Origin of the sequence: Tabrizicola sp. (assembly GCF_016792905.1) — a bacterium.
GTDB lineage: Bacteria > Pseudomonadota > Alphaproteobacteria > Rhodobacterales > Rhodobacteraceae > Tabrizicola.
Map to the genome: position 1 here is coordinate 60,982 of NZ_JAEULP010000065.1, position 14,144 is coordinate 75,125.

The 14,144-nt window shown below is 66.0% G+C and carries 15 protein-coding genes; 5 read left to right on the forward strand and 10 right to left on the reverse strand.

The genetic code is table 11. The features are described 5' to 3' along the window. Positions 1 to 68 precede the first annotated feature (68 nt). Positions 69 to 929 (reverse strand): methyltransferase domain-containing protein, encoded by an 861-nt coding sequence (locus tag JNL31_RS13535; RefSeq protein ID WP_294974123.1) that lies wholly within the window; start codon positions 927 to 929, stop codon positions 69 to 71. Between the two features lie 135 nt (positions 930 to 1,064). Here JNL31_RS13535 and uvrB point away from each other — a divergent pair, with 135 nt between their 5' ends. Together uvrB and JNL31_RS13545 are read left to right on the forward strand one after the other, a co-directional pair. Further along, complete coding sequence (uvrB, locus tag JNL31_RS13540; RefSeq protein ID WP_294974126.1) at positions 1,065 to 3,248, forward strand: excinuclease ABC subunit UvrB; 2,184 nt, start codon at positions 1,065 to 1,067, stop codon at positions 3,246 to 3,248. 258 nt (positions 3,249 to 3,506) lie between these two features. After that, the gene (locus JNL31_RS13545) at positions 3,507 to 4,244 is read left to right on the forward strand and encodes a DUF72 domain-containing protein (protein WP_294974128.1); all 738 of its coding nucleotides are present in this window, start codon (positions 3,507 to 3,509) and stop codon (positions 4,242 to 4,244) included. A 27-nt stretch (positions 4,245 to 4,271) separates the two neighbouring features. On the opposite strand, the gene JNL31_RS13550 is transcribed toward JNL31_RS13545, so the two are convergent. Together JNL31_RS13550 and JNL31_RS13555 are read right to left on the reverse strand one after the other, a co-directional pair. Continuing rightward, positions 4,272 to 4,559, reverse strand: a complete 288-nt coding sequence (locus JNL31_RS13550; RefSeq protein WP_294974131.1) for a hypothetical protein — start codon at positions 4,557 to 4,559, stop codon at positions 4,272 to 4,274. A gap of 256 nt (positions 4,560 to 4,815) precedes the next feature. After that, positions 4,816 to 5,133 (reverse strand): antibiotic biosynthesis monooxygenase family protein, encoded by a 318-nt coding sequence (locus tag JNL31_RS13555; protein WP_294974134.1) that lies wholly within the window; start codon positions 5,131 to 5,133, stop codon positions 4,816 to 4,818. 48 nt (positions 5,134 to 5,181) lie between these two features. On the opposite strand from JNL31_RS13555, the gene JNL31_RS13560 reads away from it, so the two are divergent. Continuing rightward, positions 5,182 to 5,367 (forward strand): hypothetical protein, encoded by a 186-nt coding sequence (locus JNL31_RS13560; RefSeq protein WP_294974137.1) that lies wholly within the window; start codon positions 5,182 to 5,184, stop codon positions 5,365 to 5,367. Here JNL31_RS13560 and JNL31_RS13565 read toward each other — a convergent pair. The 6 genes from JNL31_RS13565 to JNL31_RS13590 form a co-directional block, all read right to left on the reverse strand. Beyond that, entirely contained in the window at positions 5,364 to 6,500 is a 1,137-nt protein-coding gene (locus tag JNL31_RS13565) for a TFIIB-type zinc finger domain-containing protein (RefSeq protein ID WP_294974140.1), read from the reverse strand. The genes JNL31_RS13560 and JNL31_RS13565 overlap by 4 nt on opposite strands. A gap of 9 nt (positions 6,501 to 6,509) precedes the next feature. Then, positions 6,510 to 7,610: an SPFH domain-containing protein gene (locus JNL31_RS13570; protein WP_294974142.1), complete on the reverse strand. Its 1,101-nt coding sequence runs from the start codon at positions 7,608 to 7,610 to the stop codon at positions 6,510 to 6,512. Positions 7,611 to 7,628: 18 nt separating this feature from the next. Continuing rightward, complete coding sequence (locus tag JNL31_RS13575) at positions 7,629 to 8,567, reverse strand: DUF2927 domain-containing protein (RefSeq protein ID WP_294974145.1); 939 nt, start codon at positions 8,565 to 8,567, stop codon at positions 7,629 to 7,631. Positions 8,568 to 8,584: 17 nt separating this feature from the next. Continuing rightward, complete coding sequence (locus tag JNL31_RS13580) at positions 8,585 to 9,754, reverse strand: toxic anion resistance protein (RefSeq protein WP_294974148.1); 1,170 nt, start codon at positions 9,752 to 9,754, stop codon at positions 8,585 to 8,587. Between the two features lie 19 nt (positions 9,755 to 9,773). After that, on the reverse strand, positions 9,774 to 10,646 hold the full coding sequence (locus JNL31_RS13585; protein WP_294974149.1) for a 5-bromo-4-chloroindolyl phosphate hydrolysis family protein: 873 nt from the start codon (positions 10,644 to 10,646) through the stop codon (positions 9,774 to 9,776). A 186-nt stretch (positions 10,647 to 10,832) separates the two neighbouring features. Beyond that, a complete protein-coding gene (locus JNL31_RS13590) occupies positions 10,833 to 11,888 on the reverse strand; it encodes a pseudouridine synthase (RefSeq protein WP_294974151.1) in 1,056 nt (351 codons plus the stop codon). A 54-nt stretch (positions 11,889 to 11,942) separates the two neighbouring features. Here JNL31_RS13590 and JNL31_RS13595 point away from each other — a divergent pair, with 54 nt between their 5' ends. Continuing rightward, positions 11,943 to 12,407, forward strand: coding sequence for a nucleoside deaminase (locus tag JNL31_RS13595; protein WP_294974153.1), 465 nt, complete (start codon positions 11,943 to 11,945; stop codon positions 12,405 to 12,407). Positions 12,408 to 12,782: 375 nt separating this feature from the next. On the opposite strand, the gene JNL31_RS13600 is transcribed toward JNL31_RS13595, so the two are convergent. Continuing rightward, the gene (locus JNL31_RS13600) at positions 12,783 to 13,481 is read right to left on the reverse strand and encodes a metal-dependent hydrolase (protein ID WP_294974155.1); all 699 of its coding nucleotides are present in this window, start codon (positions 13,479 to 13,481) and stop codon (positions 12,783 to 12,785) included. A 450-nt stretch (positions 13,482 to 13,931) separates the two neighbouring features. Here JNL31_RS13600 and JNL31_RS13605 point away from each other — a divergent pair, with 450 nt between their 5' ends. Further along, positions 13,932 to 14,141: a hypothetical protein gene (locus JNL31_RS13605; RefSeq protein ID WP_294974157.1), complete on the forward strand. Its 210-nt coding sequence runs from the start codon at positions 13,932 to 13,934 to the stop codon at positions 14,139 to 14,141. The last annotated feature ends 3 nt before the right edge of the window (positions 14,142 to 14,144 follow it).

Sequence of the window (14,144 nt, forward strand, 5' to 3'; positions counted from 1 at the left end):
GCTTGCCCAGTCAGCATCCCTGAAGCGAAGCGAAAAATCAACCTAAAGTTGCATTGATTCCCGCGAAATCAGCCGCCACGCCTTTGCAGCAGGCAGATCATGTAGTGGTTGTAGCGGCGAAATGCCTCGGACGTGCGGCTGGTGCCGGTCAGCCTCTGCATCAGGTTGTCCCGCCGCTTGCGCGACAGGAAGACCCCGACCAGCCGCGCCAGCGCCCAATGCGCGGCGGGCCGTTTGCTGTGGATTTCATCCGACACGCGAGTGACCCCATGGCCAAGGACGTGGAACAGGGCCTGTTCCAGGTCGATCGAGGGCGCGACTGCGGCCGTGATGTCCTCTTCCGCCGCGGTATGGAAGGCCGAAGCCGCGACTGTCTCGCGGAAGTTTGTCAGGCGATGCCCGCCCCCCGCCTGCGGCCCTTCGGACCGGCGGCCCTGATAGGCTTCGGTGCGGAAGCAGTCGGCGATCAGCACCATTCCGCCCGGGGCCAGAAGCTTTGCGCATTTCGGCAGGCTTTCGGACATCGGGATGTACTGGAAACTTTCCGAGAACAGGCACAGGTCAAAGGGCCCCTGGCCCGGGAACGCCTCGAAAGTGGTCTCATGCACCACCGCCCCCTTCGCCGTCTCGCGGCAGCGCGCCGCCAGGAAGGGCGAGGGCACGACGATCTCCACCGAATGCCCCAGCGCCAGAAGCTTCTTCGCCGTCTCGCCCGCGCCGCCCCCGATGTCCAGGATGCGCAACGGTCCCTTGGGCAGATAGCCGAACAGCTTCGCCGTATAGGCATCCTGCGCGGTCCGCAGGTTGCCAGCCGTCACCTCAAGCCCGGTCCACAGCCCGTAATGCAGGTTCTCGGCGCCGGTCAGCCAGCGGATGAACGCCAGCCCCACGTCCAGGCCGACCGCCCGCGTATCGATCTTCTTCGACATCATGCACCTCTTGCCCGTGCCTTAGCCGCTTCGGCCCGCCGCGGCAACGGTTTCGCCGGTCAGGAGGATCAGCCCTTGAAACGGAACAAAAACGGATCAAATCTGTCCTGCCCCGACTCTGCCAAGGGACCGGCCATGCCCCACAACAACTCAAACGCCCTGACCGACCGCCCCGACGTCCTGACAAAGCCCAAGCTTGAGGGCGGTCGCCGCTTCGTCATGCAGACCCCATTCCAGCCTGCCGGGGACCAGCCCACGGCCATCGTCGAACTGACCGCCGGGGTGAATGCAGGCGAGAGGGACCAGGTCCTGCTGGGCGCGACCGGCACCGGCAAGACCTTCACCATGGCCAAGGTGATCGAGGAAACCCAGCGCCCCGCCATCATCCTGGCGCCCAACAAGACGCTTGCGGCCCAGCTTTACGGCGAATTCAAGGGCTTCTTTCCCGAAAACGCCGTCGAATACTTCGTCAGCTACTATGACTACTACCAGCCCGAAGCCTATGTCGCCCGCACCGACACCTATATCGAGAAGGAATCCCAGATCAACGAACAGATCGACCGGATGCGCCACTCCGCTACCCGGGCGCTTCTGGAACGCGACGACGTTATCATCGTCGCCTCCGTCTCCTGCATCTACGGCATCGGCTCGGTCGAGACCTATTCGGCGATGACCGTCGACCTGGTCGTCGGCCAGCTATACGACCAGCGCAAGGTGATGGCCGACCTCGTCGCCCAGCAGTACCGCCGCCTTGATGGCGCCTTCCAGCGCGGCGCCTTCCGGGTGCGTGGCGACTCCCTGGAAGTCTGGCCCGCCCACCTGGAAGACCGCGCCTGGCGCTTCTCCTTCTTCGGCGAGGAGTTGGAGGCGATCACCGAATTCGACCCCCTGACCGGCGCCAAGACCGACAGCTTCAAGCAGATCCGCATCTACGCCAACAGCCACTACGTCACCCCCCGACCCACGCTGCAACAGGCGATCACCGGCATCAAGGACGAGCTGTTTCACCGCCTCAAGCAGCTGGAAGCCGAGGGAAAACTACTCGAAGCCCAACGCCTCGAACAGCGCACCCGCTTCGACCTCGAAATGCTGGAGGCCACCGGCTCCTGCGCCGGGATCGAGAACTATTCCCGCTATCTCACCGGCCGCGCCCCCGGTGAGCCGCCGCCGACGCTCTTCGAATTCATCCCCGACAATGCCATCGTCTTCGCCGACGAAAGCCACGTCTCCGTCCCCCAGATCGGCGGCATGTACCGCGGCGACTTCCGCCGCAAGTTCACCCTCGCCGAACACGGCTTCCGCCTCCCCTCCTGCATGGACAACCGCCCCCTCAAGTTCGAGGAATGGGACGCCATGCGCCCGCAGAGCGTCTTCGTCTCCGCCACCCCGGCGGCCTGGGAGATCGAGCAAACCGGCGGCGTCTTCACCGAACAGGTGATCCGCCCGACCGGCCTCCTCGACCCCCCCGTCGAAATCCGTCCCGTGGAGATGCAGGTCGACGACCTCCTCGACGAAATCCGCAAGGTTTCCGCCCGGGGCCTCCGCACCCTCGTCACCGTCCTGACCAAGCGCATGGCCGAGGACCTGACCGACTACCTGCACGAACAGGGCATCCGGGTGCGCTACATGCACTCCGACATCGACACGCTGGAACGCATCGAAATCCTCCGCGACCTCCGCCTCGGTGCCTTCGACGCGCTGGTCGGGATCAACCTTCTGCGCGAGGGTCTGGACATCCCGGAATGCGGGCTGGTGGCGATCCTCGATGCGGATAAAGAGGGCTTCCTGCGCTCGGAAACCTCCCTCATCCAGACCATCGGCCGCGCCGCCCGCAACGCCGATGGCCGGGTGATCATGTATGCCGACCGGATCACCGGGTCGATGGAACGCGCGCTGACCGAAACCAACCGCCGCCGCGAAAAGCAGGAGGCCTACAACCTGGCGCACGGCATCACGCCCGAGACGGTGAAGAAGAACGTCGAGGACGTGCTGGCGGGCCTCTGGCAGGGCGACACCGACCAGAGCCGGATCACCACCCGCGTCGACAAGCCGATGGTCGGCCAGAACCTCGCCGCCCATCTGGATGCGCTGCGCACCCAGATGCGCAAGGCGGCGGAGAACCTGGAATTCGAGGAGGCCGCCCGCCTGCGGGACGAGGTCAAGCGACTGGAGGCGGTGGAACTGGCGGTCGCTGACGACCCGTTTGCGCGGCAGGAGGCGGTCGAGGAGGCGGTGGTGGAGGCGACGAAGCGGACCGGTCGGAGCACAGGGGGCAGGGCGGGGATGCGGGGTGGGAAACGGTCGAGGGGGCGGAGGTAGGGCGGGAAATTTGCCCGCGCGCTCCGAAACGTGGGTAGCAAGCGCGGGGTGGGTGCCAACCCGCCATCCCCGTCACCTTTGCACGCAACCGTCGCGCCGTCCTCTCATCCCCGCTTCCGCGCGAATGACAGATTGCAGGGTGCGCTAACGCGCCCCACCCGTAGGTCGGGCTTCAGACCGACTCCCCGCCGCTCATCAAATCCCCACCGCATCCCCCCCGAAACCCGCTACACTCCCCCCACTCACAGGAGAACCCCCATGCCCCATCCCATCCGCATCGGCGTCGGCGGCTGGACCTTTGAGCCCTGGCGGAGCACCTTCTTCCCGCCGGGCCTCCGCCAAGCCGAGGAACTCCACTTCGCCTCCCGCGCCCTGACCACGATCGAGGTCAACGGCACCTACTACGGCACCCAGAAGCCCGAGACCTTCGCCAAATGGGCGAAGGAAACCCCCGATGGTTTCGTCTTCACCCTCAAGGCCCCCCGCTTCGCCACCGCCCGCCGCGTGCTGGCCGAAGGGACCGAGTCGATTACCCGCTTTCTCGCCTCGGGCCTGACCGAGTTGGGCCCCAAGCTCGGCCCGATCAACTGGCAACTGCCGCCGACCAAGAAATTCGATCCCGCCGATGTCGCGGCCTTCCTCGACTTCCTGCCCGACCGGCTGGAGGGCCTTCCCCTCCGCCATGCCATCGAGGCCCGGCACGACAGTTTCGCCTGCGACGAGTTCACCACGCTCCTGCGCGACCGCAACATTGCCGCCATCCAGGCCGAAGACACCGACTATCCCCTGATCGACGCGGCTACCGCCCCCTTCGCCTATCTCCGCATCATGGGCACCCGCGAAGCCGAGCCGCTCGGCTACTCCGAAGCCGACCTCGACCGCTGGGCCACCCGCCTGCGCGACATGGCCGCCGCGCGGGAGGTCTTCCTTTTCGTCATCTCCGGCCACAAGGCAGCCAACCCCGCCGCCGCCCTGGCCCTGATCCAAAGGTTGTAGGGTGGGCGCCAACCCACCTCCAATGCCTCACTCGACCAGCACGATATCCTCCTCCCCGGCGCGGAGGCTCGCGATCTCGTGGCAGGTGACGACCTCGCTTTCCCGCTCCTCCCAGTAGCGCGGATCGGCCAGCACCGTTTCGGGCAGGCGGTCCTTGAGGAACACCCGGCGTTTCTGTCGCTTCACCGTGATCTCGAAGCGGTTCGACCTGAGCCGCGCCCCGGGCCGCAGAAACCCCTCGCGCAGCGCGTCCGCCCGCTCCTGCAAGCGCCTGATCTCGGCCTTCAGCCGCGCAAATTCATCCACCGGGTCCATGCCGCACCTCCGCAGTCGCCGCCCATGGGCCAGTCTCGCCAAGAGACGTTGCTGCCAGGTTAACGCTATTCGAAACGTAGGGGGCAATCTGCCCAGACCGCGTCGGGCAGGTGGCCAGATCGCCTCCGCCCCCCGATTCGCAATGCAGGGTTAACGCCCTCCCGTCACCCCGTGCGCAGAGACGGAAGGAAGACGCGAGGAAGACGGGAAAAAGACCGCGAAGCCCGACCTAACCCCTTGACTTAACACGCCGCGCTCAGAAAACCCCCGTCACCTCGTACATCACCGGCTCGAACCCCCGGCACAGCTCGTTGATCTTCCGGTTCCGCTCCCGCATCTCGGGCGTCCGCAGCATCGCCTGGTAATCCTCCCGCCGCTTCCATTGCGAGTAGTTGCAGACCCGCGTCCTTGCATCGTTCATGTGCAGCCCCGCCGCGAGGAACCCCGGCTGGCGGCTGATGCAGTCGCGGTAGGCATCCTCCAGCGCCTCGACCAGGTCGAAGGCCATGGCGGGCGTGGTCTCGAAGGTGGTGATGACGGTTTGTCCTTGGAAATCCTTGACAATCTTGGGCATGTGGGCCTCCCCTTTCCGGGAAGGATGCCATGAACGGGGGCCGAAGGCATGAAGTTTCTCGATCCGAACGACCCGTTTTTCGCGAAACCCTGGGTGCGCTGGGTGACGGTCCTTCTGCCGCTGGGCTGGGGGCTGGTCGAGCTTTGGCAGGGCTCGCCGTTCTGGGGGGTGCTGTTCCTGGCCGCCGGGGGCTATGCAGGCTGGCAGCTATTCTTCAACCGCAAGTCCGACTAGTCCATCCACTCCGGCCGGGGCAGGTTCAGCGCCTCGGGATCGGAAAGATACACAGCGCCAAGTGCCAGAATTGCAACGAAAATCACCGCGAAGGCGATCTTCCAGACCGACCAGGGCCGCTCGCCCTGAACCTCTCCGGTCTGGCCGTTGACCAGGAAGCGGTAGCTCTTGCCGTTGTACTTGTAGGCCGCCATCCAGATCGGCAGAAGGATGTGCTTGAAGGTCTGGTCCGACCAGTCCGTGTCGACGTTGTGCACCCGCTGCTCGTCCCCGCCGATGTCGCGGCGGACGTCCTGAAGGATCACGTTCGACATGCGGTCGCGGGCCTCGTCGTCGCCGTCGGCCAATGAGACGGTGTAGCCCTCGGCCTGGAATCCGGCAAGGAATTCAGGGTTGTAGGGCACCAACGCGCCCAGGTCCCAGGGGGTCAACTCGTCCCCCAGCCGCTCGGGCAGGCTGCGCGAGGCCATGATCAGCACGTCATCGAAATCCCGCGCGACATGGCCCGAGGTGGAATACCAGCGGGTATGACGGACCTGTTCCTGCCGCGTCTCCATCCGGCCGTTGACCCGGACCTGCACGGTCCGCGTCTCGTAATAATACTCGCCGCGTTCGCCGGTGTAGCGGCTGGAGGTGTCTGCGTCGAAGGTCCAGAATGGCACATAGACCCCGTTCAGTGCCCGGCCTTTGCGGGCGTATTCCAGCAGGGTCCCCGGCGCGAACCACAGGCTGCCCATCCAGGCCACCATCGCCCTGCGCGCCTCGGGTTCGGTCAGGACGAAGGGCACCAGCGCCTGTGGCTTGATGTGGCGCTCGCTGCCGGTGTCCAGCACCACGGGCGTATCGCAGAACGGGCATTCGGTGGCATGGGTGGCCCCGCTGATTTCCACCTTGGCGCCGCAGTTCGGGCAAGAGGTGGTGCGCACCTCGACCATCTCGCCGCTGCCAAGGTCGTCGCGCAATCCGCGAGCCAGATCAAGCTCTTGCAGCGCCCGCGCGCGGGTCCTCGGGGCTTCGGCGGGGATGTCCTGGACATGGCCGCAATGGTCGCAGACCAGGCGCGTCTGGCCCGGCGCGAAGCGCAGTTGCGCCCCGCACTGCTCGCAGGGCCAGCGGTATTCGTCCTGCGGCATGGTCGGGCGTCAGGGTTTCGGCGGCGGGGGTGGAACGCTGTCGAGGAGCCGGGCGAGGTCGGTTTCGGCGGCCATCTTCCAGCCGTCCTGGCCGGGCGTCCAGACCATCGTTGCCCGCGAAAGCCGACCTTCGGTCGCCAGCTTCGACAGCTCCGCCTCGCCGAACGGCCCGGAGGTGGCGCCGTCAACCGCCAGATGCCACTGCTTGCCCGCAGGCGGCGGCGGGGGAGGGGGTGGCGGGGCGGCGGCGGCACCGGGCTGCGACCCCCAGGGCCCCATGTTCTGCGCCATCGAGGCGCCCATGCCCATGCCCATCCCGGCCCCCATCGCAGAACCCATGGCCGAGCCCGGCTGTGACATGCTGTCGGCGGCGTTGAACTGCATGTAGCGGTTCAGATCGCCCACCACGCCCATCGAGGTGCGCTTGTCCAGCGCCTTCTCCACCTCTTCCGGCAGGCTGATGTTCTCGATGTAGAATTCCGGGATCGACAGCCCGTATTCGGCAACTTTCGGGGTGATCGCATTGGCGATGATCTTGCCCAGGTCGGCCAGGTTCGCCGCCATGTCCAGCACCGGGATGCCCGACTTGGCCAGCACCTGTGAGACCTCTTGCACGATGATGTTGCGGATCTGGAAGCTGATCTCGTCCGCCGTGAACTCGCCGTCCGTGCCCACGATCTCGGTGATGAACTTGCCGGGGTCCGAAACCCGCATCGAATAGGTTCCGAACGCCCGCAGGCGTACCGGCCCGAACTCGGGGTCGCGCGCCATGATCGGGTTCTTGGTGCCCCATTTCTGGTCGTTGAACCGCGTCGTGTTGACGAAGTAGATCTCGGACTTGAACGGCGACTGGAAGCCATGGTCCCAGTGCTGCAACGTGGTCAGGACCGGCATGTTGTTGGTCTCGAGCATGTAGAGACCAGGAGTAAAGACATCCGCAAGCTGGCCCTCGTGGATGAAGACCGCGGCCTGTCCCTCGCGCACCGTCAGCTTGGCGCCATACTTGATCGCCTGCCCGCGCCGGTCAAAGCGCCAGACCATCGTGTCGCGCGAGTCATCCAGCCAGGAGATGACGTCGATAAATTCGCCCTTCAGGAAATCGAAGACCATGGCACCCTCCGTTTGGGTTCAACTGTCGCCGCCGGTCAACCGGCGCGCAAGGGAATAGACGATGGGACGCGCCTCGGTCGCAGTCATGCCGGGGCGCAGTTCGGGACTGTAGAGCATGCGCAGCATCATCTCGTCCTGATCGGTCAAGAGCGCGAATTCCTCGTCGTCGTTGAAGATCGAAGGTCGGGCGCGCGGGCTGTCGTTCGGCAGGCCCATGGCCTGGGCGATCTCTTCATGGAAGCAGGACAGCCGCAGCAGATCGGGGTTTTCGGACCGGATGACTGCGACCGCCGCGCTGTAGGTATGCGTTTCCGACCCGGACAGACCGAAGACGTTGCAATAGGTGGTCGGCGGCATCCGGGTGATGGTCTCGATGACATCATTCCGGATATCCAGGCCAAGGCCATTGAGGACGGGCCCCATCGCCTCGCGCTCGTCCTCCGACACGATGTAGACCCAGAAGTTGGGGGCGGCGTCGCTCAAGGCGATCGATTGCCCGGTCAACCGTGACAGCCGCGCAAGGTAGCTGGCGATCCGCGCCCGGTCGGTCGCCTGCTTGTCGGCCGGAACCGAGGCGCCGAAGTTCAGGCTGACGCGCAGCGGAACCGTCCAGCGCGTGAGCTGGGTTTCCGTCTCGCCCCGGACGATGCCGGTGTTGCTGCGCCTGAATTCGTGGAACAGCGCGATGCGCAGGAAATTCTCGGTGAGGGCCTCGGCCGAGACCGGAATGTCGGTTCCCGGATCGGTGCGCAGCATGCTTTCGCGCAACAGCACCTGCTGCACCTGCGCGTAGTAGCGACTGGCGGCAGCGCTTTTAGGCGTGGGCTCGGTCGGCACGGCCGGAATCGGCGCGGATGGCGGGGAAGTCGGGCGGCCGGTCCCCAGCCCCTCGCAGGCACCAAGCGCAAGGCAGACGGCACCGGCCATCAGGAACCGTGCTGAAGCTCTGCGTGCCATGCCGCCCTTTCCGTCCGTCAGGCCTGCGCCGGAGCGGTCTGGCGCGCCTTCGCCGAAGCCAGCGTATCGCGCAGTTCCGCCTCCATCTTCACCAACTCCGCCTCGGCTGCCGCACGTTTCGCCTTGCCCTCGTCGGCGATGGCCAGGCTTTCGTTGATCGTCGCGATCAGCGTCGCATTCGCGGCCTTCACCGTCTCGATGTCGAAGACCCCGCGCTCCATCTCCTCGCGCACCACCTTGTTGGCGGTCTGCAGGTTCTCGGCGTTCGACTTCAAGAGCTCGTTCGTCAGGTCGTTCGCGTCACGCACCGCATCGGCCGCTTCCTTCGACCGCTGGATCGTCACCGCCTGCGCAAGCTGCGTCTCCCACAGCGGGACTGTGTTCACCAGCGTCGAGTTGATCTTCGTCACCAGCGACTTGTCGTTCTCCTGCACCAGCCGGATCGAGGGCAGCGACTGCATCGTCACCTGTCGCGTCAGCCGCAGGTCATGCACCCGCCGCTCCAGATCGTCCCGCGCGGCGCGCAGGTCGCGCAGCTCCTGCGCCTTCATCACCTTGTCGGCCTCCGGCACGGCACCGACCTCGGCCTCCTTGGCCGGGATGGTCCTGCCGTCGGTCTCGGCCAGTTTCGCCTCGCCCGCCGCGATGTAGAGCGCCAGCTCGTTGTAGAAGGTCAGGGTCTTTTCATAAAGGATATCAAGGCTCTTGATGTCCTTCAGCAGCGTGTGCTCGTGGGTCAGGAGATCGCCGGTGATCTTGTCGATCTGGCCCTGCACGTCCTCATACTTGGCGACGAACTTGGCGAAGGGCGCGGCGCGGCCCAGAAGACGCTCCCACCAGCTTGCCTCGCGGCGCAGGTCCAGTTCGCTGACGGCAAAGCCGCGGATCGTGGTGACGATGTTGCGAAGCGAATCCCCCGCCGGGCCGACATCCTTGTTCTTCACGTCCTGCAACATGGCCTGGCTGATCACCTGCAACTCGGCCTGAGCGGCGGACCCGAAGGAAATGATCGACTGCGTATTGCCCAGGTCCACCTCGGCCATCCGCTTCCTGATCGCCTCGGCCTGGTCGGCGGGCGCGGCTTCCAGCGGAACGACCTCGGCCATCGGTTCGGCCAGGATCACGGCATTGACCTTCTCGACCTCGGTCAGAAGGGCTGCGGCATTGGCTTGGACGGTTTCGGACATGGGCAACTCCCCTTGGGGTTCAATAGTCAAGCTTCAGACGGTCGCGCAGGACGGAGATTTCCACGTCCAGATCGGTGCGGTTGTTCGACAGGAACGCGGTGGTCTTCTCTGCGAAGGTGGTTTCCAGGTCGGTCAGAAGCGCCTCGTAGTCGGCGCGGGCGGATGCGTCGCGGGTCTGGGCATAGTGGTCGGCGAACTTCACGGTCGCGTCGCGGGCGCCCATCAGGTAGATCGACAGGTACTTGCGGGCGGCGGTCAAGTCGCCCGGATCGGCCTCGACCGTGCGGAAGAGGCCGCGGGCGGCGGCGGCGAACTGGTCGACGCGGCGTTCCAGGCTGCGGTCCCTGGCGCGCAGGATCGCGTCCTGCATTCCGGCCAGATAGGCCTCGCCTTCCGCAACGGCATTGGCGACACGGCCGGTCTGGAAGGCGTCGATCCCCTCCATCCCCTTGTCGGCCATCGGGTCAAGGCCGAAGGCGCCAAGATGCAGCGCCGCGCCGACGAGGGCGTAGAGCAAGGGGTAGACCACTTCCTGACCGGCGATGACACCGCCAATGGCCAGCGCGGCCCCGGTCAGCACCGCGCCCAGAACCTTGCGCGGCAGGGCAGGGCGGCGGGCAAGCTTGCGGGCAGCATAGGCGGCTTCGGCCTTCAGCCCCTCGCGGGTCAGCCAGGCCGCCAGGATGAGGAGACCACCGGCGGCAAGGCCGAGGAGCATGTCCTGCGGGTCGTCGCCGAAGGCGGGAACGAGGAACAGGAAGGCCGACAGGAACAGAAGATTCGCCCGCCAGAGACCGCTTGCCCTTGGCGCGGGCAGGATCGGCGGGGCGGCGGGGCTGCCTGCGGGGCCGATGCCCTGCGGCGAGTATTTGCCGCCGAAGCGTTCCGCCATCACATGCCCCCCGACCAGGCCACATAGGCCAAAAGGGCAAGGAGCAGGGCCAGCGACAGGTTCCGCAATCCGCTTCCTGACATGGTCCCCCTCGCGAACCGGCTTCACGCAACCGACCTTAGCCGATGCCCTTCGCCCTTGCCAGCCGCCAGCAGGGGGAATAGGCGGCATTATTCCCCTGCGCGATCAACCCTGTCGCGGGCCTTTCGACCGCGGTCCCGGACGCGGGCCTGCGCCCCGCGCGGGCTTCGGCCGATCCGCCTGCGGCCGCTCATCCGCGCCGCGCGCCGGGGGACGGGTCGCCTTCTTCCAGGCATCGGACAGGGTCTTCAGCCCATCGCCGGGTTTGAGCATCTTCCGGGCCGGTTTCGCGGCGGCCTTCGCCTCCAGCTTGGCGACTGTCCCGCCCGAGGACCGGGGGGCAGGTTTTTCGCCCGCTCGCTTCGGTCTTTGCGGCGTCTCCGGGTCCGAGAGGCCCAGTTGGTCGCGCAGGATGCGGGGCTTCACCTCTTCGACTTCGCCGGGCTTCAGCTCGTTCAGGCGGAACGGCCCGTAGGAAGTGCGGATCAACCGGTTCACCGTCAGCCCGATATGGGTCATTGCCCGGCGGATTTCGCGGTTCTTCCCCTCGCGCAGGCCGATGGTCAGCCAGGCATTCGCGCCCTGGTGGCGGTCGATCTTGACCTCCATCGGCAGGAATTTCTCGCCCTCGATGATGATCCCCTTGCGCAGGGGTTCGATCTCGGGCTCGGTCGGGTTGCCCTTCACCCGCACCCGGTATTTCCGCAGCCACCCGGTCGAGGGAAGCTCCAGCCGTCGCTTGAGTTCGCCGTCGTTGGTGAGAAGCAGAAGGCCCTCGGAATTCAGGTCGAGGCGGCCGACCGACATCACCCGGGGCATGTCCTCGGGCAGGTGGTCGAAGACGGTGTCGCGGCCCTTTTCATCGGAGGCAGAGGTCACGAGGCCCTCGGGCTTGTAGTAGAGCCAGAGGCGGGGCGGTTCGGGTTCGGCGACGGGCTCGCCGCGGACGGTGATCTTGTCCTTCGCGGTCACGTTCAGGGCGGGCGAGGTGATGGTCTTGCCGTTGACCTTGACCTCGCCCAGCTCGATCAGTCGCTCGGCTTCCCTGCGCGATGCGATGCCGGCGCGGGACAGGACTTTGGCGATGCGTTCGCCTTCCGGGGTGTCGGTTGCCTTGTCAGCGGCCTTCGCGGCGGCTTTCGGCTTTTCTTTTCCGGTCATGGCCATCATCCTTCGGGCCGGGGTGGCCGGAAGCCAGAGGATATTGAAGCCCGCATGAAAGAGCAACGCGAAGGGTTCCGGTCGTTCATGGAGGCCGCACTGGTAGAGGCGCGGGCGGCGGCTGGCCGTGGCGAGGTGCCGGTGGGGGCGGTGATTGTCGCGGGCGACCGGGTACTGGCGCGGGCGGGCAACCGGACGCGGGAACTGGCGGACCCGACGGCCCATGCCGAGATGCTGGCGATCCGCGAGGCCTGCCGGGTTCTGGGGTCTGAGCGGCTGGTAGGCTGCGACCTCTATGTGACGCTGGAGCCCTGCCCGATGTGTGCGGCGGCGATCTCGGCGGCGCGGATCGGGCGGCTCTATTATGGGGCCGCCGATCCGAAATCGGGCGGGGTCGCGGTCGGGGCGCGGGTCTTCAGCCACCCGCAATGCCACCATGTTCCCGAGGTCTACGACGGGATCGGGGCGGGGGAGGCGGAGGCCTTGCTGAGAGGGTTCTTCATGGAGCGACGGGGGTGAGTGTCCACAGTGGACACGGCTGACAGGGTCAATCGTTTCAATGGGTTGGCTGCGGGCGTTGAGGATTTCTTAAGGTTTGCCGGTGGGGCAACGGGCTGGCCCTGCACGGGTCAAAATTCTTGAAGGAAGAATTTTGGGCGCCCTGCTGCCCGGCGCAGCACCTACGGCTTCTGCCGGAGCCTCCGGCGGGGATATTTGCGCCAGTATGAAAACGCGGGCAGGGGTGAGGGGGCAGGAGCCTCCGGCGGGGATATTGTGGCAAAGATGAAAGGGGAGCGGTCGTTTGAAACATGCTTGACCGCGGGTAAATGCCCACAGCCAAGCTGTTGATTTCACGAATTTCGCTACCGTTGTCCTGCGTGGACAGACGCCCGGCTAGATCCGGATCGGGTCCAGCACTTCGGGCTCGATCACCTCGATCCCCGGCGGCAGGCCCGCTTTCAGGACGGTGGCATCCTGGGCGAGCAGACCGAAGGTCTTGTAGTGGCAGGGGATCACCCAGCGGAAGTTGAACCATTTCCGCGCGGCCCAGGCGGCGCGTTCCATGTCCATCGTGTAGTGGCCGCCGCAGGACAGGATGCCGATGTCGGGCTGGTGGAACTCGGCCATCCAGGCCATGTCGGCCATGATGTCGGTATCGCCCGAGAGATAGATCACGTGCCCCTCGCCCGCGATCATGAAGCCTGCGGCGTCCCCGGCGGGCAGAAGACCTTTGGCCCCGAAGTCGATGCTCGCGGAATGGACGGCATTGACCATCGTTACCTTCGCGCCCCCCAGGTTGAGCGTCCCGCCCTTGCCGAAGCCCACCGTCTCGGCCAGGCCGCCCGCGTTCATCCATTCGGAAAGCTCGTGGATGCAGTGGACCTTGATCCCCAGCTTCTTCGCCAGCCGCGCGGCATCCGACGCATGGTCGCCATGGGCGTGGGTCAAGAGGATATGCGTGGCGCCCTTGACCGCCTCATCCTCGCGTCCGGCGGGGAACATCGGGTTGCCGGTCAGCCAGGGATCGACCAAGAGGACGGCCTCTTCGATCTCGATGCGGAAGCCGGAATGGCCGAACCAGATGATCTGCATGGGTCTCTCCTTCAGGGGTCTGCAAAGCGTCAGGCTAGGAGGTAACTTGTATCCATGACAATCGTACCGTCGGGTCATGCGCGGGAATGCCCCGGTCGGGCTGTGGCGCGACCGGCACAGGGGGCCGGAAACTGGCGGCAGGGCGAAAGGAATCCGTGCGCGGGCGCGTGGCCTGAGGTAAGAGGGCCGTCTTGCAACCGTTCAGCCAGGGAGGGCGGACATATGACTGCATGCATCCGCCAAGATAATTCCCGCGGACTGACCGCCTGGGCAACCGCCACGCTGCGACTTTATCGCCGTTCGTGAGGCTTGCCGGACCTGAGCGCCAGGGCGCGAGGGGTCCGTTCCTTCCAGAAGACTGAACGCTGACCGTCGGGCAAGTGGCCCGTTTTCGGTCAGCCCCCATCCCCAACAGAGGACCGGCCGTCCTGTGCGGCGCCGGGAATGATCATGAGCCATACGACCTTTCCCCATCCGGTCCCGCTGCGGGCGACGCTGGACGAGATCATCGACGCCCACGGGCTTGTCCCCGTGCTAAGGGCGCTTGTCCTGCGGCCGTTCCGGCGCAGGCCGCCCTTGGGCCTGAACGCGCATCTGCGGCGCGATATCGGGCTGGAGCCACTGGCGACCGGCGGCCTGTTCCGGGACCCCCTTCTCTAGGGC